Genomic DNA, 25,448 nt, shown 5'->3' with positions numbered 1-25,448 from the left:
CCTCATTACTCTTCGCCGCGAGCTGGCCGGGCAATCGCTGTCGCCTTGTGCGATGGAGGAAAGTCCGGGCTCCATAGGGTAGAACGCCAGGTAACGCCTGGGGGGCGCGAGCCTACGGAAAGTGCAGCAGAGAGTAGACCGCCGATGGCTTCCCTCGATTTTGGTCTGGGGAAGCACAGGTAAGGGTGAAAGGGTGCGGTAAGAGCGCACCGCGCGGCTGGTAACAGTCCGCGGCACGGTAAACCCCGTTCGGAGCAAGACCAAATAGGCCCTCTATAGGTGTGACCCGCACTGAGGGCGGGTAGGTCGCTTGAGGTGTCTGGTGACAGGCATCCCAGATGAATGGTTGTCCTCGACAGAACCCGGCTTACAGGCCAGCTCACACATATCTAAAGCCCGGCATTCGCCGGGCTTTTTATTTTGTTCCCTCTAGCTTGGCATAGTCTTTGGCGGAGAATGGAACGGATGTGCCCCTGTTTTTGATCGTGGCGCGCTTACTGGTGCTGTGGCGGCTAGTTTAATATGGTTGACTATTTTGTAAGTGGGTGCCCACTCCATTTTGTTACTTTGTGACAGTGATTTATATGTCATTACTCCCATCTTTGCTGTAGACCCCGATTTTACTGGGGTTTATGCGGACTTTGCGGTCGATTTCCTTGACTTTGCGTCGACCAGTTTTATAGTGTCGAGAGTGGGTAAAAGTGGAAATTCGTGGAACTTTGTGGTTTATTCGTCGCCTGTAAGTGGGCATTTACACAGTGTGGCGTAAGTTTAAATTTTTCCCGCTATCGGCCCGCTGGATGAAGGGGCCTTCCGCGACAATCGCCTAGCAGAGCGAGTGAACTCACAAAGTGTATTTAGGCAGCCATGCAATCAATATGGACGCCAAGGGGCGTCTGGCGATACCGGCGAAGGTCCGCGACCGCTTGCTGGAGGAGTGCGCCGGTAGCCTGGTGATCACAGCTCATACAGAGGAGCGTTGCCTGCTGGTCTATCCGGCGCCGCAGTGGCAGCAAATTTTGCCTAAAGTCGAGGCCCTTCCCAGCTTTAATAAGGTGGCGCGCCGGGCCCAGCGATTACTGATTGGTTATGCCTGTGAGCTGCAGGTGGATGGCAATGGCCGCGTTTTGATCCCTCCTACTCTGCGCGAATATGCGGGGCTGGAGAAAAAGCTGATGCTCGTGGGGCAGGGCAAGAAATTAGAACTTTGGAGCGAGGAACGATGGATGTCCTGGCTCGATAATAGTGACGACGAGGAGGGAATGCCCGAGGAAATGGCTTCCCTTTCTTTATAAGGAGTACACCGAGTGTCTCAAGAATTGCATCGCAGTGTGTTGTTGCGCGAGGCCGTGGACGCTCTGGTGACTGACACCGAAGGTTTCTATGTGGATGGGACCTTTGGGCGCGGTGGACACAGCGCTGCGATCCTCGAACAACTGGGCCCCAAGGGGCAATTGTTGGCTGTGGATAAAGACCCCCAGGCGATTGACTATGCGCAGCAGCGTTTTGCTGCTGAGCCGCGCTTTTCAATTTGGCACGGCTCCTTTGCCGATATGGATCTCGCTGTTGGCGAGAGGGCGGGAAGTGTTAACGGAATCCTGTTGGACTTAGGGGTTTCATCTCCCCAGTTGGATCAGGCTGAGCGCGGCTTTAGCTTTATGCAGGACGGGCCGCTGGATATGCGTATGGATACTAGCCGGGGTATCAGCGCAGCGCAGTGGGTGAATACCGAGGCCGAGGATGAGATGGTCCGGGTGTTTAAAGAATATGGCGAGGAGCGTTTCGCGCGGCGAATGGCCGCAGCCATCGTTCGCCGTCGCACTGAAAAGCCCTTCGAGCGAACTTTGGATTTGGCTGAGGTAGTGAAGGCAGCCAATCCAGCTTGGGAAAAGGGTAAGCACCCGGCTACTCGAGTCTTCCAGGCTATTCGCATTCATGTGAATGGTGAGCTGAACGACCTGCAGAGTACGTTGGAGAAGTCTCTGCAGTTGCTCGCGCCGGGAGGCCGGTTGGTGATTATCAGCTTCCATTCGCTGGAAGATCGCATGGTCAAGCGCTTTATCCGCGAAAAAGAGCGCGGACCCAAATTGCCCCGCGGACTTCCGGTAATGGATAGCCAAATCGCGAAGCCCCTGCGTTCAGTGGGCAAAGCGGTCAAGGCTAACACCATTGAGGTGGATGAAAACCTGCGCTCGCGCAGTGCGGTGATGCGGATTGCCGAAAAGCAGGGTGGGTGCTGATTCTGTGCCAATACGGTCGTTTCTTGGCATTGCTGTGCTCTGGGTGGGTGCAATTGCCTCGGCGTTGGCAGTGGTGTATTCGACTCAGCGCAGCAGAGAATTGACCGCAGAGCTAGGCCGCGCACAAAAGACCCGCGATGAATTGCGTTATGAGCAGGAGCGCCTGCTGCTTGAGCGGGGGGCCTGGTCTGCTTATAGCCGTGTGGAGAAAGTGGCCCGGGAAGAATTAAAAATGCGCATGCCGAGCCCTTCAGAGCAGATCTTGGTGCCAGTGGAGTGATTGGCTTGGTCGGAGTGTAGGCGGCTCTTTTAGGTAGTGTACACCGGAAATTGACTTAATAAACATAAGAAAATTTGTTTATCGATGCGCTGTCGGGGTACCGGTTAAATCGCCCCGCTAAGAGGTTTGCCCTCAGGATGACAATATAACGCCAAATTGGAAAATTATGGGCGCAGTAAAGAAAAAGCAAGTTCAACCGGGAATCGCTCGCTGGCGCTTTGTGCTGGTAGCGGTTCTGTTGTGCCTGCTCGCCCTGGCACTGGTGTCTCACTTGGCGCGGTTACAGGTGGTTCCTGCAGCGGAACGGGGATATCGCTTCCTGCAGGATCAGGGGCGCGCGCGCACCATCCGTACCGAGGAGATAGCCGCCTATCGGGGTTCCATTGTCGATCGCAACGGAGAGCTGTTAGCGGTTAGCACCCCGGTGCACAGCCTCTGGGCCAATCCCAAATTATTGCGCGAGAGCAGTCCCGAACAAGTAAAGCAACTGGCTAAGACGCTGAGGTTAAAGGCGGATAAGTTGACCGCGCGCCTGGAAAAATACCGCAATAAGGAATTTATGTATCTGCGTCGCCACCTGACCCCAGAGCAGGCGGAGCGGGTCTTGTCTCTCGATTTGCCCGGTGTCTACAGCAAAAAGGAATACCGCCGCTTCTATCCCGCCGGCGAGGTGGTTGCGCAGCTATTGGGCTTTACCAATATCGACGATCGCGGTCAGGAGGGCATTGAGCTTGCTTACGATAACTGGTTGTCCGGAGAGCCAGGTGCGCAGCAGGTGGTTAAGGACCTGAAAGGTCGCACGGTGCAAGAACTGGCTATTCAGAGAGAGGCTCAACCCGGTCAGGAGTTGCGCCTCTCGATTGATATGCGTCTGCAATACCTCGCCTATCGGGAATTAAAAAGTGCTGTGGCAGAAAATGGTGCCGCTTCCGGTTTTATGGTGATTTTGGATATCCACAGTGGCGATGTCCTCGCTATGGCTAACCAGCCCTCTTTTAACCCCAATAACCGCAAGGGAGTTAGGGCGGCGGCCATGCGCAATCGAGCTCTGATTGATCAGTTTGAGCCGGGCTCTACGGTAAAGCCTTTGACGGTATTGGCGGCGCTGGAGACAGGTCGCTACAAGCCCCATACCCAAATAGATACAAGCCCGGGTTATATCCGCGTGCCCGGTAAAACTTTGGTGGATCCGGTCAACTACGGCAAGTTGGATCTAACCAGCATTATCACCAAGTCGAGTCAGGTGGGTATTACAAAAATTGCCCTGGATTTGGAACCAAATACGCTTCGAGAACTCTTTTACCGCCTGGGTTTGGGGGAGGCGGTTGGCAGTGGTTTTCCTGGTGAGACGCCGGGAATCCTACCTAGCCGCAGCCGCTGGCACCCAATCGAGCGGGCTAATTTTGCCTTCGGCTACGGTTTAACCGTGAATGGGGTGCAATTGGCCCAGGCCTACAGCGTGTTGGCTAACGGTGGGCTTAAACGTCCGGTTTCCCTGATTCTATCTGACGATAAGCCCGATTCTGAGGCGCAGCGGGTAGTCGAAGGGCCGCTCGTTAAGGATGTGAGCGCCATGCTGGAGACCGTAATTGGCAGCCGCGGCACTGGCCGTCAAGCCGCTGTAGAGGGTTACCGAGTGGCGGGCAAGACTGGCACTGTTCACAAGGTTGGTAGTGGTGGTTATGCCGATAATCGCTACCGCTCAGTATTTGCGGGATTTATTCCCGCAGACAAGCCGCGCCTTGCCGCGGTTGTAGTAATAGACGATCCCAGCCAGGCGAAGTACTACGGCGGTGAAGTGGCAGCGCCGGTATTTGGCGCTGTGATGGCTGGGGCTATGCGCCTGCTGCAAGTACCGCCAGAGCTTAAAGAGCCGGCGGAACGGCAGCTGGCCGCGCAGTTAACCGGAAGGGGTTCAAAGTCGTGACTCAGCGCGAACAATCATTTATCTCCCTGCAGGAATTGGTGCCCGGATACGCGAGCATACCCGATGTACCTGTTAGTGGTGTAGCTCTGGATAGCCGCAAGGTGAAAGCTGGCGATGCTTTTATGGCGTTGCGCGGCTCTGTCGTGGATGGGCGGGAATATATTGATGCCGCAATAGAAGCTGGCGCTGCCGTAGTGTTGGCAGATGGGGACAAACTGGAATGTAAAACCCACAAGGATATCCTTGTGGTTACCGTACCCGGGCTTGCTAAGCGGGTGGGGGAAATAGCCGCGCGCTTCCACGATAATCCCAGCGGAAAAATGCATTTGGTGGGAGTGACCGGCACCAATGGTAAAACTACCTGCGCTTATCTCACCTCCCAGTTATTGGCTCGGCATTTTGGCAGCGCTGCCCTGATCGGTACCATTGGCAATGGCATATGGAATCACGGGGTGATTGAGCTGCATGAGACGGGTCTTACAACTCCTGATCCTGTGCGGCTACAGGAGGACTTTGCCGATTTTTGCCGACGCGGAGTAGGTGCTGCGGCGATGGAAGTTTCCTCCCATGCCCTGTCTCAGGGCCGAGTACATGGTCTTATTTTTGATACCGCAATTTTTACCAATCTTTCCCGCGACCACCTGGATTATCACGGCAATATGGCAGCCTACGGGGCTGCCAAAGAAAAATTATTTGGCCTGCCAAAATTAAAGCGCGGCATTATAAACCTGGATGACCCTTTCGGCGCTCAACTGGCGGAGCGTTGCAGATTGCGCGGGTTGCGTGTATTGACCTATGGCCTGCAGGCGGGCGACCTGCATGTGACAGATTTACGCCGTCATGAAAAAGGCTTTTCTGTCCAGCTAAGTTCTCCCTGGGGGAGCGGTGAACTCAATGCATCGCTGATTGGCGATTTCAATATTTATAACGCACTTGCCGTTATCGCTGCTGCTGCTTCGGCGGGTATGCCGTTCGAGGAAATTCTCACGGTTTTTCCCTCTATTCAGGGGGTACCCGGTCGTATGGAGCGAGTTCAAGTCGAAGGTGTCTATGAAGTGGGTGTGTTGGTCGATTACGCCCATACTCCAGATGCGTTGCGAGCGGCGTTGGCCGCTGCACGCCCTTATTGCCGTGGGAAATTGTGGTGTGTATTTGGCTGTGGTGGTGATCGTGATACTGGTAAGCGCGCTTCAATGGGGCGTATAGCTTCGGAAATGGCCGATCGGGCCATTGTTACCAGCGACAATCCCCGCAGTGAAGAGCCGCAAAAAATTATCGACGATATCCTCGAAGGTGCTGCCAGTAATATTGAAGTAGAAATTGATCGGGCCAAGGCTATTGGCCAGGCAGTGGCTGCGGCACAGCCGGGAGATATAGTGCTGATCGCTGGTAAGGGCCATGAGAATTACCAGATTATCGGCAGCGAAAAAATTCATTTTTGCGATCGTGAGCAGGCAGCTTCTGCGTTGCTTCGGCGTATGGGTAAGCCCCTCAAGGTTGAAGGGATGAAGGGGGAAGCCCAGTGATTGGGTCGTTATCTCTTAAGCAACTGCAAGAACGCTTCGGTGGTGAGTTGATCAATGGCCCGGTCGAATTTTCTGAGGTGTGCACAGATACTCGTAAATTAAACCCCCAAGCACTGTTTGTTGCATTGGTTGGTGACAATTTCGATGCTCATGATTTTGTCGGAGAGCTTGATGGTCAGGCACTTGGCTTAGTTGTTGATCGGGAGGTTCGGGGTTGCGGCCTGCCTCAGTGGCGGGTGAAAGATACTACCGTAGCACTCGGACAAATTGGTCTGTTGTGTCGTGAGAAATTCTCTGGTCCAGTAATTGCGATTACTGGTTCCTGTGGCAAGACCACGGTTAAGGAAATGCTATCGGCGATTTTTTCCCAACGCCACACACCTTGTGTGACTGCAGGCAACCTAAACAACCAGTACGGTCTGCCGATAACCCTTTTCGGTCTCAGCGAAGAGCACGATGTACTGATTTTGGAGATGGGGGCGAATGGCCCTGACGATATTGCTTATCTGTGTAGTATCGGCAAGCCACAAGTGAGTGCCGTCAATAATGTTATGCCCGCTCATGTTGAAGGGTTTGGTTCTATTGACGCCATCGCCAAAGCCAAAGGTCAAATTTATACAGGGTTGGATGTCGGTGGAACCGCAATTATTAATGCCGATGATAATTACGCAGACTATTGGCGCGGGCGAATGCCCGAAGGTGTGCGCACTTTAGAGGTGGGGCTTGCCAGCCAATGTGAAATCTTTGCGGAAAATATTGTCCTGAATAACAGTGGCTGTGCCGGATTTGACCTAGTGATTGAAGGGCTTAGCTACCCGTTGCAGCTTCAGCTACTTGGAGAGCACAACGTGCACAACGCTCTAGTAGCGGCAGCCTGTGCTTTTGCCGCGGGGATATCGGCAAAAGAAATTGTTCAGGGGCTATCAAGCCTGAGAGGTGTCAGCGGCCGCTTGCAGGAGCAGCGCGGTATTTGTGGAGCCACAGTTATCGACGATAGCTATAACGCGAATCCGGGCTCTGTAGGTGCGGCTATTGAGCTTTTGGCACAACGACCAGGGAAACGAATCCTGGTGCTTGGGGACATGGCGGAGTTGGGGCCGGATGCTGAGGATATGCATCGCGATGTAGGTGATCTGGCGCGAGAGCGTGGGCTTGATGCGCTGTTTACCCTGGGACCATTAGGCACTGCTGCCAGCTTGGCATTTAGCCATGGGGGCAATGAGCCCCTGCAGAATTATCGGGAGCGGGAGCCGTTGATCGCGGCTCTGACCCATGAATTAGATAACAACACCACTGTTTTGGTGAAGGGTTCTCGTAGTGCCCGTATGGAACTGGTCGCTCAGGCCCTGCTTGGCAACAGCAGAGGGGAGTCGTAATGCTGCTTTGGCTGGCGGAATTATTACAACAACATGTGAGCACCTTTTCGGTGTTCAATTATTTAACTGTCCGCGCAATTCTTGCGGCCCTTACCGCACTGGGGATTTCCCTGATTGTTGGACCACGTATGATCAACTGGCTGAACCATTTACAAGTGGGTCAGGCGATTCGCGACGATGGCCCTGAAACACATTTGAGTAAATCCGGTACGCCCACTATGGGCGGCACCCTGATTCTCGCCTCGATCTTTGCTTCGGCGCTGCTATGGTCGGATCTTGGTAATCGCTATGTGTGGGTCACATTACTGGTGACCTTTGTCTTCGGCGCGGTAGGTTTTGTCGATGACTATAAAAAAGTTGTACACAAGAACCCCCGTGGCCTCATCGCGCGCTGGAAATATTTTTGGCAGTCCATTGCCGGTTTAGGGGCGGCCATATATTTATTTATGAGTGCGACCAGCCCGGCGGAAACCCAGTTCTTTGTGCCTTTCTTTAAAGACGTCGCTATTAATCTTGGGCCCGTCACCTTTATTTTGCTGACCTATTTTGTAGTGGTGGGTTCCAGTAATGCGGTTAATCTGACCGATGGTCTTGATGGCCTGGCAATTATGCCTACGGTGATGGTAGGCGGGGCACTGGGAATTATTGCTTATTTATCTGGACATGCGGAATTTGCCGATTATCTACATATTCCTGCGATTGCTGGTGCGGGGGAACTCGCCGTATTTTGTGCCGCTCTGTGCGGTGCAGGCTTAGGGTTCCTATGGTTTAACACCTATCCGGCGCAGGTGTTTATGGGGGATGTAGGTGCCCTGGCCTTGGGTGCGGCACTGGGCATCATTGCGGTGATCACTCGCCACGAGATTGTGCTGTTTATTATGGGAGGCGTGTTTGTGATGGAAACTGTTTCAGTCATCCTGCAGGTTGCGTCCTTCAAGTTGACGGGTAAGCGTATTTTCCGCATGGCCCCGTTGCACCACCATTTTGAATTGAAAGGTTGGCCCGAACCGAGGGTAATCGTGCGCTTCTGGATTATCACGGTAATTCTGGTTCTGGCTGGACTGGCAACACTGAAACTCCGATAAAAATACAATGAGCCTGATCGCGACTTCCTCGCAGCATAAAGTGGTAATTGGACTGGGCGCTACCGGGCAATCGGTGGTGCGCTACCTGCTGCGTCATGGTCATACCCCGGTGGTGGTGGATAGCCGTGATAACCCTCCAGGGCTTGCGGCTTTTCAGGAGGAGTTTCCTCGGGTCGTGGTGGAAACCGGCCCGCTACGTCCAGACACTTTACTTGCGGCCAGTTTAATTATTGTCAGCCCAGGTGTGCCCTTGGCGGAGCCGGTTTTGCAAAAGGCCGTTGCCGAGGGTATTCCGGTTGTTGGTGATATTGAATTATTTGCCCAGGCTTTACTGCGAAAGCAGTCTAAAGCGAAATTGGCCGCGATTACTGGTTCTAACGGCAAAAGCACGGTCACGACACTACTTGGCAGAATGGCTGAAGCCGCCAACATTTCTGTGCGGGTGGGTGGCAATATTGGCGTACCGGTGCTCGATTTATTGGATGACCCCTTACCGGAGTTGTTTGTACTGGAGCTTTCCAGTTTCCAATTGGAGACAACTTATTCCCTCACTCCAACAGTAGCGACTGTTTTGAATATGAGTGCGGACCATATGGACCGCTATCCCAGTATGTTGGAGTATCACCGGGCGAAGCAACGGATTTATCGCGGTGCAGAAGTATTTGTGGTTAATCGCGATGACCCCCTGAGCCAGGGACCTCTGTCGCGCGAGCGGCGTGAGTGGACTTTCGGCCTTGATCGACCGGACTTAAAACAGTTTGGTGTGTGCTTATCTGGGGAGCGTGAGTGGTTGGCTCAAGGAAGTGAGAAGTTATTGCCGGTCGATGAGCTGGCGATGGTGGGCAAGCATAATATTGCCAATGCTCTGGCTGCATTGGCCATGGGTACTGTAGTGGGGCTGCCTGTGGCGGCAATGCTGTCGGTGCTGCGTAGTTTTCCTGGCTTGGCACATCGCTGTGAGCGCGTGGCGGATTTACATGGCGTAACTTATGTCAACGACTCTAAGGGCACTAATGTAGGTGCAACTCAGGCCGCGCTGGATGGATTGGCGACCTCAACCCGTAAAATAGTTTTAATCGCAGGTGGAGATGGTAAAGGTGCAGACTTTTCCGCATTGAAGAAAAGCGCAGGCTCCCTGCGTGCAGTGGTTTCAATCGGTGTTGATGGCGACAAAATTGCCAGCGTGTTTGCTGGCCAGTGCAGCACACTCAGCGCTGATTCTATGGCGGATGCTGTGAGTAAGGCCCGAACTTTGGCGCATAGCGGAGACTACGTGTTGCTCTCCCCGGCGTGTGCCAGCTTTGATATGTATCGCAATTTTGAAGCGCGTGGTGAAGACTTCCGCAATATTGTAGCGACGCTGTGTGAGTGCTCACGGGAGGGACAATGAGTGAATTGCCCTCCCTAAATAGCAGGCGTGATTTTCTCGATGCTCTTTTACCTTTTAGCGTTTTGGCGCTGGTGAGCATCGGCGTTGTGATGGTGGCTTCAGCGTCGATCGCTTTTGCTACAGATATTTATGCAGACCCTTGGTATTTCCTGAAGCGTCACTTGGTATTCTTGTTAATTGGGGCAATTGCGGCGTTATTGGTAAGCCAGATCCCATTGGCTATTTGGTCGCGCCTATCTTGGCCACTGTTACTGTTTTCCTGTCTGCTTTTAATCGTGGTATTGGTGCCAGGTATTGGTCGAGAGGTAAATGGTAGTCGACGTTGGTTGGTGTTTGCGGGAATTACTATCCAACCTGCAGAAGTGGCGAAGTTTTGCATGCTGGTATTTTTTGCCAGTTTTCTAACCCGGCGCAGCAAGCAATTACACCACTGGAGCAGCTTTATGGTACCGGTGGTTATTCTCACGATGGTTGCTTTTTTACTGTTATTGCAACCGGACTTCGGCTCTGTGGTAGTACTTTCCGGCACAGTGCTGGCGATGGTGTTTTTGGGTGGTGCACGCTTACCCCACACGTTTTTACTCGTGGCGGCAGCGGCTTGCGGTTTGGCCTTGATGGCGCTGATGAGCCCCTATCGTTTGCAGCGCCTGCTAACGTTTCTAGACCCCTGGGGAGACCAGTTTGCCAGTGGCTATCAGTTGACCCAATCGCTCATCGCTTTTGGTCGTGGTGAATGGTTTGGTGTGGGGCTGGGTAATAGCGTGCAAAAACTGTTTTATCTGCCCGAGGCCCATACCGACTTTATTTTTGCCATCCTCGCCGAGGAGTGGGGCATGTTTGGCGGCTTGGTTGTTGTTGGGCTTTTTGTGCTCCTGACCTGTTCGTTATTGCGTTTGGTCCGTGAAGGCCTGGCGCAACAAAAATTTTTTGCGGCTTTACTGGCATTTGGTATGGCAATACAGATTGCTGGCCAGGCTTTTGTGAATATGGGAGTGGCTTCAGGGTTGTTACCGACTAAGGGGCTGACCCTGCCGTTTGTCAGTTCCGGTGGTAGTAGTTTGATTATTTGCTGTGCCCTATTGGGGTTGGCTTTGAGGGTTCGCACTGAATTGCGAGGGCAATTTGGGCAAGCCGGGGATAGTGAGGAAAGTCCTGGTTTGTTTGGGAAGTTGCCAATTTTTGCCCGGCGCCGCACCAGTGCTGGCGTTGGTAGTGGGGAAGTAGTCTGATGTCCCATGAAGAAAAAATTTTCGCCAATAAGAAGTTTTTACTGATGGCCGGAGGTACCGGTGGCCATGTATTTCCAGCACTGGCAGTGGCAAAAGCCTTGCAGGAGCGCGGTGCCAGTGTTGAGTGGCTGGGTACACAGCGCGGTATCGAAGCGCGTTTAATTCCCGAGGCGAATATTCCACTGCACTGTATTCGTGTGGAGGGTGTGCGTGGCAAAGGCAAATTGGCCTTGTTCAAGGCACCTCTGCAGATTTTTCGCGCGGTGGTCCAGGCCCGTGCCGTGGTAAGGGCGGTAGCACCAGATGCGGTGCTCGGGTTCGGTGGCTTTGCCACCGGTCCCGGTGGTGTAGCAGCACGACTCAGTGGAATTCCGCTGATTATTCACGAGCAGAATGCGGTTGCCGGCACCACTAACCGCCTGCTTGCTCGAATCGCGAGTAGGGTATTGGAGGCTTTCCCCAGTGGTTTGCCTGGTGCTAAGCAGGTTGGCAATCCGGTGCGCACTGAGATTGCGAGTTTGCCTGAGCCGCAACAGCGTATCGGAAATGAGGCACCACTGCGCCTGCTGGTGCTCGGTGGCAGTCTCGGCGCTGTGGCAATTAATGAGCTGGTGCCAAAAGCTGTGGCTCTTCTGCCGTTATCCCTACGGCCGAAAGTGGTTCATCAGGCGGGTGAACGTCATGCAGCGTTGGCCCAAGAAGCTTATAAGGCTGCGGGAGTAGAGGCAGAGGTTGTACCTTTTATTGCGAATATGGCCGATGCCTATAGCGTTGCAGATTTGATCATTTGTCGCTCCGGGGCGCTGACTGTGTCGGAAATCGCTGCCGCTGGTGTGGGCGCAATTATGGTGCCTTTTCCCTTTGCGATTGATGATCATCAGACACGCAATGGCGAGTGGTTACAGAATGCCGGTGGCGCTGTGGTAATTCAGCAGAGCGCCATGGATGCACAGAGTCTGTCAGAATTATTGCAGAAGCTTCTCTCAGACCCTCAAGCGTTGCTTGCGATGGCGAAAGCTGCGCGCAGTGTGGCAAAAATTGATGCAACCGAGCAGGTAGTAGGTGCCTGCGCTGAACAGCTGGCTCTTGTCAGATAGCAAATAAAAAATGAGTGGATCAAGGTTAGAAAGTATGGCTTCTGAGCGTGCCAATATGGAAAAAAGTTATGCTGTACCGACGATGCGCCGCATTCGTCGCATCCACTTTATCGGAGTGGGTGGTGCAGGCATGAGCGGCATTGCCGAAGTGCTACAGAATCAGGGTTACGAGGTTTCTGGTTCCGATTTGCGCGAATCAGCTGTAACAGACCGTCTGCAAAAGCTTGGTGTTAGGGTTGAAATTGGACACAGTTCGGAAAATATCCGCGGTGTCGATGTGGTTGTTAACTCTTCGGCCGTGCATGACGACAATCCAGAGTTGGTCGCCGCCCACGAAAACCGAATTCCGGTGGTGCGCCGTGCGGAAATGCTCGGGGAACTGATGCGTTATCGCTATGGTATTGCCGTGGCGGGTACACACGGAAAGACTACAACTACCAGCCTGATAGCCTCGATTTTTGCTGCGGATAAAAAAGATCCGACGTTTGTGATTGGCGGTTTGGTCAATTCGGCAGGTGCCAATGCGGCATTGGGCGAAAGTCGTTATCTAATCGCTGAGGCAGATGAAAGTGATGCATCTTTTATTCACCTGCAACCGATGGTGACGGTGATCACGAATATTGATGCGGACCATATGGAAACCTATGGTGGGGACTTTGAAAAGGTCAAACAGATCTTTATTGATTTTGTCCATAACCTGCCTTTTTATGGTCTTGCTGTGGTCTGTGGCGATGATGCCAATGTGCAGGAAGTAATTCCCAAGTTTTCCCGGCCGGTGCTGACTTATGGGTTTGCTGAGGGCAATGATTTCCGCATTGTCGAGGTTAAACAGGAGCCGTTGCGAAGCCATTTTAAAGTGCAGCGTCCGGCGGGTGATCTGCTTGAGGTCTCGGTAAATACTCCTGGTATTCATAATGTATTGAATGCTACTGCGGCAATTGCTGTCGCTACCGATGAGGGTATCGGTGATGAAGCTATTCAAAAGGGATTACAAGGTTTCCAAGGAGTCGGTCGTCGCTTCCAAATTTATGGAGATTTCTCTATTAGTGACGACAGTAACGCAGAAAAAGTGATGCTGGTGGACGATTATGGCCACCACCCAAGGGAAGTGGCAGCAACTATCAGGACTGTACGTGACGGCTGGTCCGATCGGCGCTTAGTGATGGTTTACCAACCGCATCGCTATACCCGAACCCGAGATCTGTTTGAGGATTTTGTTCAGGTGCTGTCCGAGGTGGACAAACTAATTTTGCTGGATGTTTACAGTGCTGGGGAGGCACCGATAGCCGGCGCGGATGGGCGGACTTTGGCTCGTAGCCTGCGCAATCGAGGCCAGGTCGATCCCATTTTTGTCGAAACCGTTGATCAGGTTCCCCCGATCCTGGCTGATCTACTGGAACCCGGCGATGTGGTTCTGACTCAGGGCGCGGGTAATGTTGGGGCTCTTTCACAGAGGTTGGCGGAATGGCGCCTGGGTGAGAAAGACCTCGAGGCTTGAGTGGTAGTGAGGTCTGCACAAAAAAAAAATACAGGGACTCCCCGGGCCTCGGTTCGTGGTGCCAGCCCTCTCAAAGAGAGAGAGAAGCGGGGATTCCACTGGCGCCCCTGGTTATTTACCAGTGTCTTAATGTTCTTGCTTGGTGGGCTGCTTAGTGGGGGCTACTGGTTGTGGCAGCACCTACCGGCGATTCAGATCAGTCGAGTTGATGCACTGGAGCAAGTTGAGGTTCGCGGAACCTTTAATGCTGTAACTGAAGAGCAGATTAAAGAAATTTTACTGCCGTATTTGCAAGCGGGTTTTTTTTCTGTTGATATCCGCGCGATGCGCGCAGCATTGCTAGAGAAACCGTGGATTACCAAGGTTTCCATAAGTCGCCGCTGGCCCAAAGGCGTTGTTGTTGAAGTCAGCGAGGCGCAGCCACTTGCCATCTGGGGCCGTGATCGTTTGTTGGTTGCCAGTGGTGCACTGCTGCCACGGCCGAAACAAATGCAGGTGGGTACACTACCCGAGCTCGCCGGGGATGAAGAATTGGTTGGGCAAATTATGTCCCAATACCAAGCGCTTGCGGGGCTTTTGACTACGCGGGATATGGAAGTGAAGCGCTTGTCATTTGATGACCTTAGTGGCTGGCGTCTGGAGTTGATGTCGGGAATTGAATTAAAACTCGGTCATGAGGCACTGCTGGAGCGTGTTAACCGCTTTCTCACTTTGAGTCGCGGGTTACTTGCTCCTTATTTACAAAAAGTAGCCGAGGTAGATACTCGTTACGGTAACGCGGTAGCGGTTCAGTGGAAGAACGAGCAAGAGTAAACAGGGACGCGGCAGTAGCCGCTGTGGAAAGATAAAGTTTAAAAGCGAAGGCGCTGATCCGGTTGATAATGAAAGGAAAGCCGGGGTATGGCCTAGCGAGGTTGGCACAAAAATGACACAAGTATCCGATCAGCGCATGATTGTTGGGCTGGATATCGGCACCTCCAAGGTGGTTGCCATCGTTGGTGAGGTATCTGCTAACGGGGAGCTTAATATTGTTGGTATTGGCTCCCATCGCTCCACCGGGATGAAAAAAGGTGTGGTGGTAAATATTGAATCCACCGTGCAATCTATTCAGCGTGCGGTGGAGGAAGCAGAATTAATGGCGGGGTGTGAAATTCACTCTGTGTATGCCGGTATCGCGGGCAGCCATATTCGCAGTCTCAATTCTCACGGCATTGTGGCTATTAAAGATCGTGAAGTAACCCAACAGGATTTGGATCGGGTAATTGATGCAGCTCGTGCAGTTGCTATACCCGCGGATCAGAAAATTTTACATACGCTGCCGCAAGAATACCTGATCGACAACCAGGAGGGGGTAAAAGAGCCTCTGGGTATGTCTGGTGTGCGCCTCGAAGCAAAGGTGCATTTAGTCAGTGGTGCCGTCAATGCGGCACAAAATATTGAGAAGTGTATCCGCCGCTGTGGTCTTGAAGTGGAGGATGTCATTCTCGAACAGCTGGCTTCCAGTTACGCGGTACTGACTGAAGATGAGAAAGAACTCGGAGTATGTATGGTGGATATCGGTGGGGGCACCACCGATATTGCTGTTTTTACCGGTGGCTCAATTCGCCATACTGGAGTGATTCCCATCGCTGGGGATCAGGTGACTAACGATATCGCGATGGCATTGCGTACCCCGACACCGCACGCCGAAGATTTAAAAATAAAATATGCCTGTGCTCTGGCAAAACTTGCGCGGGAAGGTGAAACCATAAAAGTACCGAGTGTCGGAGATCGGGAACCCCGGGATTTGTCCCGTCAGGCCCTGGCTGAAGTAGTAGAGCCGCGCTATGACGAGCTGTTTACTCTGGTGCAGGCGGAATTGCGCCGCAGTGGATTTGAAGACCTGTGCGCAGCAGGAGTGGTTTTAACGGGAGGCTCTTCAAAAATGGAGGGTGCGGTAGAGCTGGCTGAGGAAATTTTCCATATGCCGGTACGTCTCGCAGTGCCTCAAGGAATTTCTGGATTGAGCGATATTGTGAGCAATCCAATTTACTCCACCGGAGTTGGATTATTGATGTACGCAATGCAGCAGGAAGAGGCTGCAGAGGGAAGAACTCAGCCCGTGCGTAACGATAATCAGTGGTGGGACAAAGTAAAGCACTGGTTTCGTGGAAATTTGTAATAGCATGCAACCAGAATTAGCCGTCCCATAAGGGATTTTTTTTAGGCGTGGCTGTAAAATTCGACATGAGCAAGAAAGGGGAACAGCGATGTTCGAGCTAGTTGATAGCGTACAGGATAAACCTGTCATCAAGGTAATAGGAGTCGGCGGCGGCGGTGGCAATGCTGTTAAGCATATGATTGCCAGCGACGTGGAGGGCGTAGACTTTATCTGCGCGAACACTGACGCTCAGGCGCTGAAAGATATTGAAGCGCAAACTATCCTACAGCTTGGTAATACGATTACCCGTGGACTAGGTGCTGGGGCCAATCCCGATATCGGTCGTCAGTCCGCTCTGGAAGACCGCGATCGCATCGCTGAAGTCTTGGGCGGTGCTGATATGGTGTTTATTACCGCTGGCATGGGGGGCGGCACTGGTACCGGTGGAGCGCCGATTGTAGCCGAGATTGCCAAAGAGCTCGGCATTCTCACCGTGGCTGTTGTTACTCGCCCGTTCAAAATTGAAGGCCGCAAGCGCACTGTCGTAGCCGAAGAGGGTATTCTCGAACTGCGCGACAAAGTGGACTCCCTGATTACTATCCCTAACGATCGCCTGCTGGAAGTATTGGGTAGCAAAATCACCATGAAGTCTGCCTATAAAGAGGCTGACAACGTGTTACTCGGAGCGGTTCAAGGTATTGCCGATCTGATGATCCGCCCCGGCATTATGAATGTGGACTTCGCCGATGTACGCACGGTGATGTCTGAAATGGGTATGGCGATGATGGGCTCCGGCTCTGCCATTGGCGAGAATCGCGCTCGTGAAGCGGCGGAGAAGGCTGTACGCAGTCCTCTGTTGGATAACGTTAACCTTGCTGGTGCACGCGGTATTTTGGTCAACATCATTACCGGCAGTGAAGAAGCTGGCTGTCAGGAGTTGACCCTGGGTGAATACTCTGAAGTGGGTGAGATCGTGCAGGAGATCGCCTCTGATGAGGCCACAGTGGTTATTGGTACGGCAGTGGATGATAAGCTGGGTGATGAAATGCGGGTGACTGTAGTAGCCGCTGGCCTGGGTGAGGGAACTCCTGCGGCTCGCCCGGCTAAAGTGGTAGATAACACACGTCGTCCAGAAGTGCGTGAATCCCGCGATGTTCGCGAGACTCGAGACATGCGTGAGAGCCGGGATATGCGCGATATGCGTGAAAGCCACGGTGCCGCAGGGCTAGTCTCTCGTGAGAGCGCGGCCGACACCCGTCCTAGGGTGGATGTAGAGCGTCCCAAGCGCCCCGCTCCGTCGCTCAGTTCTGCTGATGCCGATATGGAATATTTGGATATTCCGGCCTTCCTGCGCCGCCAGGCAGACTGAGAGTAGCCGCCGCAGAGGCAGTACACTGCTCATGTCCACCCAGCTTATTGTTGGGTGTCGCCTCTGCGGGGCGGCTTATCGCAGAATTTTGTATTTGATATCACTTTTGGTATTGCTAAATCAGAAGTTTGCCCAGTTCCATAAGACCTGATATCAGAGTTACTCTGCTATGCGTGGTAAGGAAATAGGCAAGTAAGAGTTTAATTAACAATTTTTTACAGTGATCCCGGCGCTCATGGTCTTAAAATGCTGTCTCAGCGACTGAGATGTGGCGCTCCAATCTTTATTTAAACTATCCTTAGAAGGACGGTGGCGGTGTGTTAAGTTGACCACACGCCCACAATTGGTATTGGCGTCGCAATTGTGCTAATATCGGCGGCTTGCTGCGCGTTTTGCGTAGACCACCGACTGGGAAAAGATAGTTTCATGATCAAACAGCGCACGCTTAAAAATGCTATTCGCGCCACTGGCGTAGGTCTGCACACTGGCAAAAAGGTCATCCTGACCTTGAAGCCGGCTCCCGTAGACACCGGCATCGTGTTCCGTCGAACGGACTTGGACCCGGTGGTCGAAATTGAAGCCCGCGCAGAGAATGTGGGCGATACGCTACTTTCCACTACCCTGGTCAAGGGCGATGTTCGCATCGCTACCGTGGAGCATTTACTCTCGGCGATGGCGGGCCTGGGTATCGACAATGCGATTGTCGAACTGTCCGCCCAGGAAGTACCAATTATGGACGGCAGTGCCGGTCCTTTTGTGTTCCTGATCCAGTCCGCTGGTATTCAGGAGCAATCTGCGCCGAAGAAATTCCTGCGTATTAAGAAGCCGATTACCGTGGAAGAGGGCGATAAAGTAGCCAGCTTCCTGCCTTTCAATGGTTTCAAGGTCTCCTTTACCATCGACTTTGACCACCCGGTATTCCAGGGGCGTAACCTAACCTCTTCCGTAGACTTCTCCAGTACTTCTTTTGTGAAAGAGGTGAGTCGTGCGCGTACATTCGGATTTATGCACGAAATTGAGTACCTGCGCTCTAAGGGTTTGGTTCAGGGTGGTTCTGTGGATAACGCCATCGTGATTGACCAGTATCGCATTCTGAATGAAGGTGGATTGCGTTACGAAGACGAATTTGTGAAACATAAAATTCTCGATGCCATTGGCGACCTTTATCTTCTGGGTACCAGTCTGATCGGTGAGTTTAAAGCCTTTAAATCCGGCCACTCCTTGAACAATAAGTCTCTGCGTCATTTGATGACTCAAAAGGACGCATGGGAGATGGTGACATTCGAGGGAGAGCAAGAAGCTCCAATCTCCTACGTTAAGCCAATACTGGCAGTTTAAACTCTCAATAAAAAAGCCGGCATTATATTGCCGGCTTTTTTACGTGACAGATTCGCCAGAGAGGGTTGGGGTAATTCTGGTAACCTTGTTTCCCTTTGGGTATTTGGATGACCGGTCTTTTAGTGTGAGGTATTGCACTGGAGCCTCGTCTCACTTACAGAGACAGCAAAATTACAAGATATCGGACTTCTCCTGCTTGTTATGAAAGTAATTCTGGTCAATGAGCGCGGTGCAACCCGCAGCTTCAACTTTGGTGGGCTGAGCAAGGCGCTATTGAGCTTGTGCCTCTTGGGCCTCCCGGTTGGTGCCTTCTTCCTGGGTGCCAATCTTCCCGTGACCAAAACTGATTTATTTGATGCGCGTACAGCCAAGGCTTGGGAGCGCGCTTTACGTAAGCAGCAGCAGGAAATTGAGGAGGCCGATCGCGAGGCTCACGAGCAACTTGCTGCGCTCACGGTAAAACTGGCTGAATTGCAGGCGCGTCTTACCCGATTGGATGCTGTGGGTGAGCGCCTAACCGCAGCGGCCAATCTCGATCAGGGCGAGTTTGAATTTAGCGCTGTGCCTGCAGTGGGTGGTCCGGAAGATCCTGGCATCGCCGGAGCTTCAGATTTACCCTATCAACCCCCCGAGTTTCTCGAAGTGATTGGTGACTTGTCTCACAAAGTAGATGATCGCCAAATGCAGCTCAATACGCTCGAGTCCCTGATGGCAAACCTGCAGCTTGAGGATGAGCAATTTATTGCTGGGCGCCCGATCACCAAAGGCTGGATGTCCTCGCGTTATGGTTATCGCACCGACCCTTTCACAGGGCGCCGCACTTGGCATAAAGGTGTGGACTTTGCTGGTAAGATGGGGTCAGACGTAGTATCTGTAGCCGCCGGTGTTGTTACCTGGGCTGATGAGCGTCACGGCTACGGACATATGGTGGAAATCAATCATGGTAATGGTTATTCCACCCGCTACGGCCATAACAGTGAGCTCAATGTTGGGCTCGGTGATGTAGTTAAGAAAGGGCAGGTGATTGCCCAAATGGGGTCCAGTGGGCGCTCCACTGGTCCCCATGTACACTTTGAGATCTTTAAGAACAATCGCACGGTCGACCCGGCCAGCTATATCCGCCGTACAGGCAGATAACAACTATCCTTCCTTTACGCGTAATTGCTGGCAGCTTGGCATAAGAGTTGCCAGCGCTTACGCCTTCCTGTTTACTTGCACCCCTCGCATAAAGGAGTATCGGTGCAATATCTGCCCAGCATTAGCGCCGATAGCGCACATAAGATAAGTGGTTTCTAGATAATGATTGGCAAACTGATTAAATCGGTCTTTGGTACAAAAAATGACCGCGAGCTGAAGCGCATGCGACGCGTCGTGGAAAAAGTCAACGCGCTGGAAGAGGATTTCCAGAAGCTGGATGATGCAGCTCTTCGTGCCAAAACAGAAGAGTTTAAAAAGCGTATTGCAGATGGGGAAACTCTAGACCAGCTGCTGCCGGAAGCTTTCGCTGCAGTGCGTGAAGCGGGTCGGCGCACAATGGGCATGCGTCACTTCGATGTACAGCTAATCGGCGGTATGACGCTACATGAAGGTCGTATCGCGGAAATGCGTACCGGTGAAGGTAAGACTCTGGTAGCGACCTTACCGGCTTATTTGAACGCGCTCGAAGGCAAGGGCGTACATATTGTTACGGTCAACGACTACTTGGCATCCCGCGACGCCAATTGGATGCGCCCAGTCTATGAATTTCTCGGTCTGACTGTTGGAGTGATTGTCTCCCAGCAGCACCCGGACGAGAAAAAGGCCGCCTATCAGGCCGATATTACTTACGGCACCAACAACGAATTTGGCTTCGATTATCTGCGTGACAATATGGTGTTACGCAAGGAAGATCGTACCCAGCGCCCACAAAACTTTGCCATCGTGGATGAGGTGGACTCAATCCTTATCGATGAGGCACGTACCCCGTTGATTATTTCTGGTGCGGCGGAAGATTCCTCTCACCTTTACTTGGCCATGAATAAGCTGATTCCACAGCTGGAGCGTGCCGAAGAAGGTGGTGAGGGACACTACACCGTAGATGAGAAGACCCGCCAGGTAGAGCTGACCGAGCAGGGGCATCAGTTGGTGGAAGAGCTGCTGTCTCGCAGCGGCTTGATGAAAGAAGATCAATCTCTCTACGCCCCTGGTAACCTGGGCCTGCTGCACCATGTGCATGCCGCATTGCGTGCCCAGGTACTGTTTAACCGGGACGTGGACTATATCGTGCAAAACGGTCAGGTTGTCCTGATCGATGAGCACACCGGCCGTACTATGCCGGGCCGTCGTCTCTCCGAGGGTTTGCATCAGGCGCTGGAAGCCAAGGAGAATGTTCAGATCCAGTCTGAAAGTCAGACGCTAGCCTCCACTACCTTCCAGAATTTATTCCGTTTCTATCCAAAGCTCTCTGGTATGACAGGTACCGCAGACACTGAAGCGTTTGAATTCCAGCAGATTTATGGTCTGGATGTGGTAGTAATCCCCACTAATAAGAATATTCAGCGGGATGACCTCAACGACCTGGTCTACCTGAGCAAAGAAGAAAAAATGGACGCCATTATCGAGGATATTAAGTTCTGCCGTGATAAGCAGGCACCGATCCTCGTAGGTACCGCCTCTATCGAGACTTCTGAAGAGATGTCGCGCATGTTGCAAAAGGCGGGCATCAAGCATCAGGTACTAAATGCCAAATACCATGAACGTGAAGCACAAATAATTGCTCAGGCTGGCCGTCCCGGTACTGTCACCATTGCAACCAATATGGCCGGTCGCGGTACTGATATCGTGCTGGGTGGTAACTGGGAGGCTGAGGCCGAGGCGCTCACTCAGGAGAAAGGTAGTGATTTGAGTGAGGCCGAAGTGGCCAAGGTGAAGGAGCAGTGGAAGAAGCGCCACGAACAGGTGATCGAGGCGGGTGGTTTACATATTATCGGCACCGAGCGTCACGAGTCGCGCCGTATCGACAACCAGCTGCGCGGCCGTGCCGGGCGTCAGGGTGACCCCGGTGTAACCCGTTTCTACTTGTCTCTGGAAGATAATCTGATGCGTATCTTCGCCTCCGATAGGGTGAAGAACTTTATGCAGATGCTGGGAATGGAGCGCGGTGAGGCTATTGAGCACCGCATGGTCTCCAATGCGATTGAAAAAGCCCAGCGTCGCGTTGAAGGGCGCAACTTCGATATTCGCAAGCAGCTGCTGGAATATGATGATGTGGCCAATGATCAGCGCCAGGTGATTTACAGCCAGCGCAATGAGCTGCTGGAAGCCGGTCAGATCAGCGATACCATCAACGCTATTCGCGAAGATGTTGTGAATGAAATTATCTCCGCTTCTGTACCACCACAGAGTGTTGAGGAGCAGTGGGATATCCCGGCACTGGAGCAGCAGTTGGCCGGTGAACTGGGCATTGAGCTGCCTATTCAGAAATGGTTGGATGAAGACCGCAATCTGCACGAGGAGACGCTGCGCGAGAAGGTTGTTGCCGAAGCTCAAGCCGCTTACGCCACCAAGGTGGAGCGCATTAGTGAATCTTCTGGCGATGCCAATCTGATGCCGACAGTGGAGCGTCAGATCATGCTGCAAGTGCTGGATCAGCTATGGAAGGAACACCTCTCCAGCATGGACCACCTGCGAGCGGGTATTGGTTTGCGTGCTTACGCCAACAAGAACCCTAAGCAGGAGTTCAAACGCGAGTCTTTCCACCTTTTCCAGAGTATGCTGGAAAACCTCAAGCACGAGGTGGTACGTATCCTGGCCCATGTGGAACCTATGACCCGCGAGCAAATGGACGAGTTGGAGCAGCGCCGCCTGGAAGAGCAGCGTAAGCAGCAGCTGGAGCTCCAGCATGCCGAGGCCTCCGCAATTCCTGAAAGTCAGCCGCAGCAGCAGGCGGCACCTGTGCCAGAGCGCCGTGGACCCAAGGTTGGCCGTAATGACCCATGTCCCTGCGGTTCTGGCAAGAAATACAAGCAGTGCCACGGTAAGTTGGCTTCCTCTACCCAGAGCTAAGGCCTTCAGACTGTAGTGTTTAAGTTAGAAAATACCCCGCTATATGCGGGGTATTTTTTTGACTGACAAGAAAATATTCTGCGGAATTTATATTTTTATCCGCATCAAGTGCGGATAATTGTTGATTCGAAAGAGGTAGGATCTAATAATGGCGCTTTTCTACCTACAGCTAGCTTTAACTAACTAGAGCCGAAGCCGGTGCTAGAGTCGATCAGATATGCCTGAATCATTACTTCCTCCCGTAAAAGGGGTTCGCCTTGCCAGTGTTCCAGCCAAGATCAAAGATTGGTCCCGTGATGACCTGTTGTTAATAGAGGTCGCCGAGGGTGCATCGGTCTCGGCCACCTTCACCCAGAACAGCTTCTGTGCGGCGCCGGTACTGGTAGCCAAGGAGCATATCGCACAGGGCAATATCCGCGCCTTGCTGGTTAATGCGGGTAACGCCAATGCGGCCACGGGTGCGCGTGGTCTAAGCGACGCCAGGGTCTGCTGTTCAGCAGTAGCTGCAGCGATGAATGTTCGAGCAGAGCAGGTATTGCCATTCAGCACTGGGGTGATTGGTGAGCACCTGCCTTTGCAGCGTTTATTGGATGCTATCCCCAGCGCTGCTGCCGAACTAATCGAAAGCGGATGGGGGCGGGCAGCAAAAGCCATTATGACTACGGATACTCGCCCGAAAACTGCCAAGCGTCTCCTGAATATTGGCGGTGAAGAAATTACGGTCGTGGGGATCGCCAAAGGATCCGGCATGATTCAGCCAAATATGGCGACCATGTTGGCCTATGTCGCCACTGATGCCAGCATCGCCCAGCCTTTACTGGATCAAATGGTGAAGGAGGCCGTAAATGCCTCCTTTAATCGCGTTAGTGTAGATGGCGATACCTCTACCAATGATGCCTGTGTGCTCATTGCCAGTGGAGTAAAAGGTAAGCCTATCCATTCCCCTGCTGATGAAGGTTATAGCGCATTGATGGAAGCTATTACCGAGGTGCATATCGAGCTGGCCCAGGATGTGGTTCGGGATGGTGAGGGGGCCAACAAATTTGTCACGATTCAGGTGGAAGGTGCGGAGAGTAGTGAAGAAGCTCTTAAAGTCGCTTTCGAAGTAGGTAATTCCCCTCTGGTAAAGACTGCACTCTACGCTTCAGACCCCAACTGGGGGCGTTTAGTGATGGCTGTTGGCAATGCAATAACTCATGGTCTGGATACTGAAAAGGTCAATATTTACCTGGATACTGTGCAGGTAGTACAGGCCGGAGGTCGCGCGGTGGACTACCGGGAAGAGTTGGGCGAGCAGGTGTTTTCTCAGCCTGAATTTACCATTCGTATAGAGCTGGACCGTGGCAACGTCAGTGAGCATATCTGGACCTGTGACTTCTCCCACGAGTATGTCACCATCAACGCCGAATATCGCACCTGAGGAGTTGTTGTGAGCCGTGTTATTCATGTTGCTGTTGGTGTAGTCCGTCGCAGCGATGGCAAAATTTTAATTGCCCGCCGCCCGGATCATCTGCATATGGGCGGGCGCTGGGAGTTTCCTGGTGGCAAGGTGGAGCTAGGGGAAACCGTACAGCAGGCTCTGACCCGCGAGCTGCTTGAGGAAGTGGCAATTGAGGTTGAGCAACTGCAGCCTCTGGTGGAAATCCAGCATGAGTATGCGGAAAAGACCGTATTGCTGGACACCTGGCAGGTAACGGCATTTTCCGGTGAGGCTCAGGGGCGTGAGGGGCAGGAGACCGCCTGGGTGGCGGTACAGGAACTAAACAATTATCAGTTCCCAGATGCCAACCAGGCGATTATTGAGGCTATCAAGGCTGTGGAAGTTTAAATCGAGCACGCCTATGTAAAGTCTTGGCAGAGTCTTATGCATAGGCTGCAATCATAGATCTCGACTTAATGGCGCTGCTTGCTCGGGTCTAGGTCATCACTCAAAACGTCATCATAAATAGACTCGCCTGGTATCTTGTGCCCCTCACTGGCCCACTCGCCAAGATCAATTAATTTGCAACGCTCGCTGCAAAAAGGTTTAAAGGGAAACTTATGGCTCCACTCTATCGGCTTTTTACAGGTGGGGCAGTTTAGGCTTGGGGCTTCTTTTGGCTTGGGCATTTTAGGTTTGGTACAGCTTCTTCGATGTTTGGGGTAGTCTCAGGGTCTATTATTTTACATTAGTAGAGTCGTGCTAAGACTTCGCTAATTGCAAATATTTCTGATGCAAAGCTTGTACCTGGCTGCGTAACTCCGTCAATCCTATAGAATTGTTCAGCACATCATCAGCCTTGGCCAGGCGCTCCTGTCGGTTAAGCTGTGCCGCCATAATTTTGCGTATTTGTTCTGGGTGATTTTCATCTCTACCGCTGGCCCTCTCCAGCTGTAAGCTTTCCGGCAAATCTACCACGCAGATTCTATCTACCAGCTGATATTGGCCGGATTCGATCAATAGTGGTGACTCCAGTATCGCGTAAGGGCTAGAACTCTGTTCTAGCGAGGTAATGATTTCCTCGCGTATCAAAGGGTGCAATAGCTTTTCCAGCCAGGCCCGCTCTTCATCATGATCAAACACTAAGACACGCAGTTGCGCTCGATCCAGCTCACCATTTTCTAGTAATACATTTGCGCCAAAGTGTCGGGCTATCTGCTCCAGCGCAGGTCTGCCAGGTTGTACCACTACCCTTGCGGCCCAGTCCGCATCCACCACGTGAATGCCCAGCTCGCGAAAGTACCCCGCGGCGGCTGACTTGCCACTGCCGATACCTCCAGTTAAGCCTACTCGAAACAATGGCTTGTCTCCCTGTAATAAAAAGTTTGGAGCTAAAAACAAGAAACCCGGCCAATGAGTGGCCGGGTTAATGGTAATTCACTTGCCTCAGATGGGCTAATCGGGTCCTGAAAGTAGCTGGTATGGCTGG

Annotated in this window: 21 protein-coding genes and 1 other RNA gene; 20 read left to right on the top strand and 2 right to left on the bottom strand. The window is 52.6% G+C overall.

All coding sequences use genetic code 11. The features are described 5' to 3' along the window. Window positions 1-18: 18 nt before the first annotated feature. The 20 genes from rnpB (at window position 19) to mutT (ending at window position 24,367) form a co-directional block, all read left to right on the top strand. An RNA gene (rnpB, locus tag ACJJJA_RS17885) (RNase P RNA component class A) lies at window positions 19-386 on the top strand. Window positions 387-851: 465 nt separating this feature from the next. Then, window positions 852-1,295 (top strand): division/cell wall cluster transcriptional repressor MraZ, encoded by a 444-nt coding sequence (gene mraZ / locus ACJJJA_RS17880; RefSeq protein ID WP_252082971.1) that lies wholly within the window; start codon window positions 852-854, stop codon window positions 1,293-1,295. A 12-nt stretch (window positions 1,296-1,307) separates the two neighbouring features. Further along, a complete protein-coding gene (gene rsmH, locus ACJJJA_RS17875) occupies window positions 1,308-2,240 on the top strand; it encodes a 16S rRNA (cytosine(1402)-N(4))-methyltransferase RsmH (RefSeq protein ID WP_444902946.1) in 933 nt (310 codons plus the stop codon). Between the two features lie 4 nt (window positions 2,241-2,244). Next, a complete protein-coding gene (ftsL, locus tag ACJJJA_RS17870; RefSeq protein WP_252082969.1) occupies window positions 2,245-2,520 on the top strand; it encodes a cell division protein FtsL in 276 nt (91 codons plus the stop codon). A 166-nt stretch (window positions 2,521-2,686) separates the two neighbouring features. Further along, the gene (locus tag ACJJJA_RS17865; RefSeq protein ID WP_444900068.1) at window positions 2,687-4,447 is read left to right on the top strand and encodes a peptidoglycan D,D-transpeptidase FtsI family protein; all 1,761 of its coding nucleotides are present in this window, start codon (window positions 2,687-2,689) and stop codon (window positions 4,445-4,447) included. Continuing rightward, the gene (locus tag ACJJJA_RS17860; protein ID WP_444886948.1) at window positions 4,444-5,973 is read left to right on the top strand and encodes a UDP-N-acetylmuramoyl-L-alanyl-D-glutamate--2,6-diaminopimelate ligase; all 1,530 of its coding nucleotides are present in this window, start codon (window positions 4,444-4,446) and stop codon (window positions 5,971-5,973) included. Before ACJJJA_RS17865 ends, ACJJJA_RS17860 begins: the two co-directional genes overlap by 4 nt. Then, on the top strand, window positions 5,970-7,349 hold the full coding sequence (locus ACJJJA_RS17855; RefSeq protein WP_444902945.1) for a UDP-N-acetylmuramoyl-tripeptide--D-alanyl-D-alanine ligase: 1,380 nt from the start codon (window positions 5,970-5,972) through the stop codon (window positions 7,347-7,349). The genes ACJJJA_RS17860 and ACJJJA_RS17855 overlap by 4 nt, the downstream gene beginning before the upstream one ends. Continuing rightward, entirely contained in the window at window positions 7,349-8,434 is a 1,086-nt protein-coding gene (gene mraY, locus ACJJJA_RS17850; RefSeq protein WP_252082965.1) for a phospho-N-acetylmuramoyl-pentapeptide-transferase, read from the top strand. Before ACJJJA_RS17855 ends, mraY begins: the two co-directional genes overlap by 1 nt. A gap of 7 nt (window positions 8,435-8,441) precedes the next feature. Beyond that, entirely contained in the window at window positions 8,442-9,824 is a 1,383-nt protein-coding gene (gene murD, locus ACJJJA_RS17845) for a UDP-N-acetylmuramoyl-L-alanine--D-glutamate ligase (RefSeq protein WP_444902944.1), read from the top strand. Beyond that, window positions 9,821-11,053: a putative lipid II flippase FtsW gene (gene ftsW / locus ACJJJA_RS17840; protein WP_444902943.1), complete on the top strand. Its 1,233-nt coding sequence runs from the start codon at window positions 9,821-9,823 to the stop codon at window positions 11,051-11,053. Before murD ends, ftsW begins: the two co-directional genes overlap by 4 nt. Next, window positions 11,053-12,150, top strand: coding sequence for an undecaprenyldiphospho-muramoylpentapeptide beta-N-acetylglucosaminyltransferase (murG, locus tag ACJJJA_RS17835; RefSeq protein ID WP_252082962.1), 1,098 nt, complete (start codon window positions 11,053-11,055; stop codon window positions 12,148-12,150). The genes ftsW and murG overlap by 1 nt, the downstream gene beginning before the upstream one ends. Before the next feature lie 55 nt (window positions 12,151-12,205). Then, window positions 12,206-13,648 carry a UDP-N-acetylmuramate--L-alanine ligase gene (gene murC, locus ACJJJA_RS17830; protein ID WP_435583648.1) on the top strand — a complete coding sequence of 481 codons (1,443 nt, stop codon included), beginning with the start codon at window positions 12,206-12,208 and terminating at the stop codon, window positions 13,646-13,648. 6 nt (window positions 13,649-13,654) lie between these two features. Next, the gene (locus ACJJJA_RS17825; RefSeq protein ID WP_444902942.1) at window positions 13,655-14,461 is read left to right on the top strand and encodes a cell division protein FtsQ/DivIB; all 807 of its coding nucleotides are present in this window, start codon (window positions 13,655-13,657) and stop codon (window positions 14,459-14,461) included. A 112-nt stretch (window positions 14,462-14,573) separates the two neighbouring features. Beyond that, window positions 14,574-15,809 (top strand): cell division protein FtsA, encoded by a 1,236-nt coding sequence (gene ftsA / locus ACJJJA_RS17820; protein ID WP_444902941.1) that lies wholly within the window; start codon window positions 14,574-14,576, stop codon window positions 15,807-15,809. Window positions 15,810-15,897: 88 nt separating this feature from the next. After that, window positions 15,898-17,157 (top strand): cell division protein FtsZ, encoded by a 1,260-nt coding sequence (gene ftsZ, locus ACJJJA_RS17815; RefSeq protein WP_252082958.1) that lies wholly within the window; start codon window positions 15,898-15,900, stop codon window positions 17,155-17,157. A 426-nt stretch (window positions 17,158-17,583) separates the two neighbouring features. Next, window positions 17,584-18,495, top strand: coding sequence for a UDP-3-O-acyl-N-acetylglucosamine deacetylase (lpxC, locus tag ACJJJA_RS17810; protein ID WP_252082957.1), 912 nt, complete (start codon window positions 17,584-17,586; stop codon window positions 18,493-18,495). A gap of 201 nt (window positions 18,496-18,696) precedes the next feature. Further along, window positions 18,697-19,632 carry a M23 family metallopeptidase gene (locus ACJJJA_RS17805; protein ID WP_252082956.1) on the top strand — a complete coding sequence of 312 codons (936 nt, stop codon included), beginning with the start codon at window positions 18,697-18,699 and terminating at the stop codon, window positions 19,630-19,632. Between the two features lie 162 nt (window positions 19,633-19,794). Then, a complete protein-coding gene (gene secA, locus ACJJJA_RS17800) occupies window positions 19,795-22,539 on the top strand; it encodes a preprotein translocase subunit SecA (protein ID WP_444900077.1) in 2,745 nt (914 codons plus the stop codon). Window positions 22,540-22,756: 217 nt separating this feature from the next. Beyond that, on the top strand, window positions 22,757-23,959 hold the full coding sequence (argJ, locus tag ACJJJA_RS17795) for a bifunctional glutamate N-acetyltransferase/amino-acid acetyltransferase ArgJ (RefSeq protein WP_444902940.1): 1,203 nt from the start codon (window positions 22,757-22,759) through the stop codon (window positions 23,957-23,959). Window positions 23,960-23,968: 9 nt separating this feature from the next. After that, window positions 23,969-24,367, top strand: coding sequence for an 8-oxo-dGTP diphosphatase MutT (gene mutT, locus ACJJJA_RS17790; protein ID WP_444884060.1), 399 nt, complete (start codon window positions 23,969-23,971; stop codon window positions 24,365-24,367). A 65-nt stretch (window positions 24,368-24,432) separates the two neighbouring features. Here the strand turns inward: mutT and yacG are convergent, their stop codons facing one another. Continuing rightward, complete coding sequence (gene yacG / locus ACJJJA_RS17785) at window positions 24,433-24,648, bottom strand: DNA gyrase inhibitor YacG (protein WP_444902939.1); 216 nt, start codon at window positions 24,646-24,648, stop codon at window positions 24,433-24,435. 73 nt (window positions 24,649-24,721) lie between these two features. After that, the gene (gene coaE, locus ACJJJA_RS17780) at window positions 24,722-25,318 is read right to left on the bottom strand and encodes a dephospho-CoA kinase (protein WP_444902938.1); all 597 of its coding nucleotides are present in this window, start codon (window positions 25,316-25,318) and stop codon (window positions 24,722-24,724) included. Between the last annotated feature and the right edge of the window lie 130 nt (window positions 25,319-25,448).

The organism is Microbulbifer mixtoriginis (SeqCode) (genome assembly GCF_052466865.1).
The sequence above is the reverse complement of the archived record's forward strand: the minus strand, read 5'-3'. Positions and strand labels throughout refer to the sequence as shown.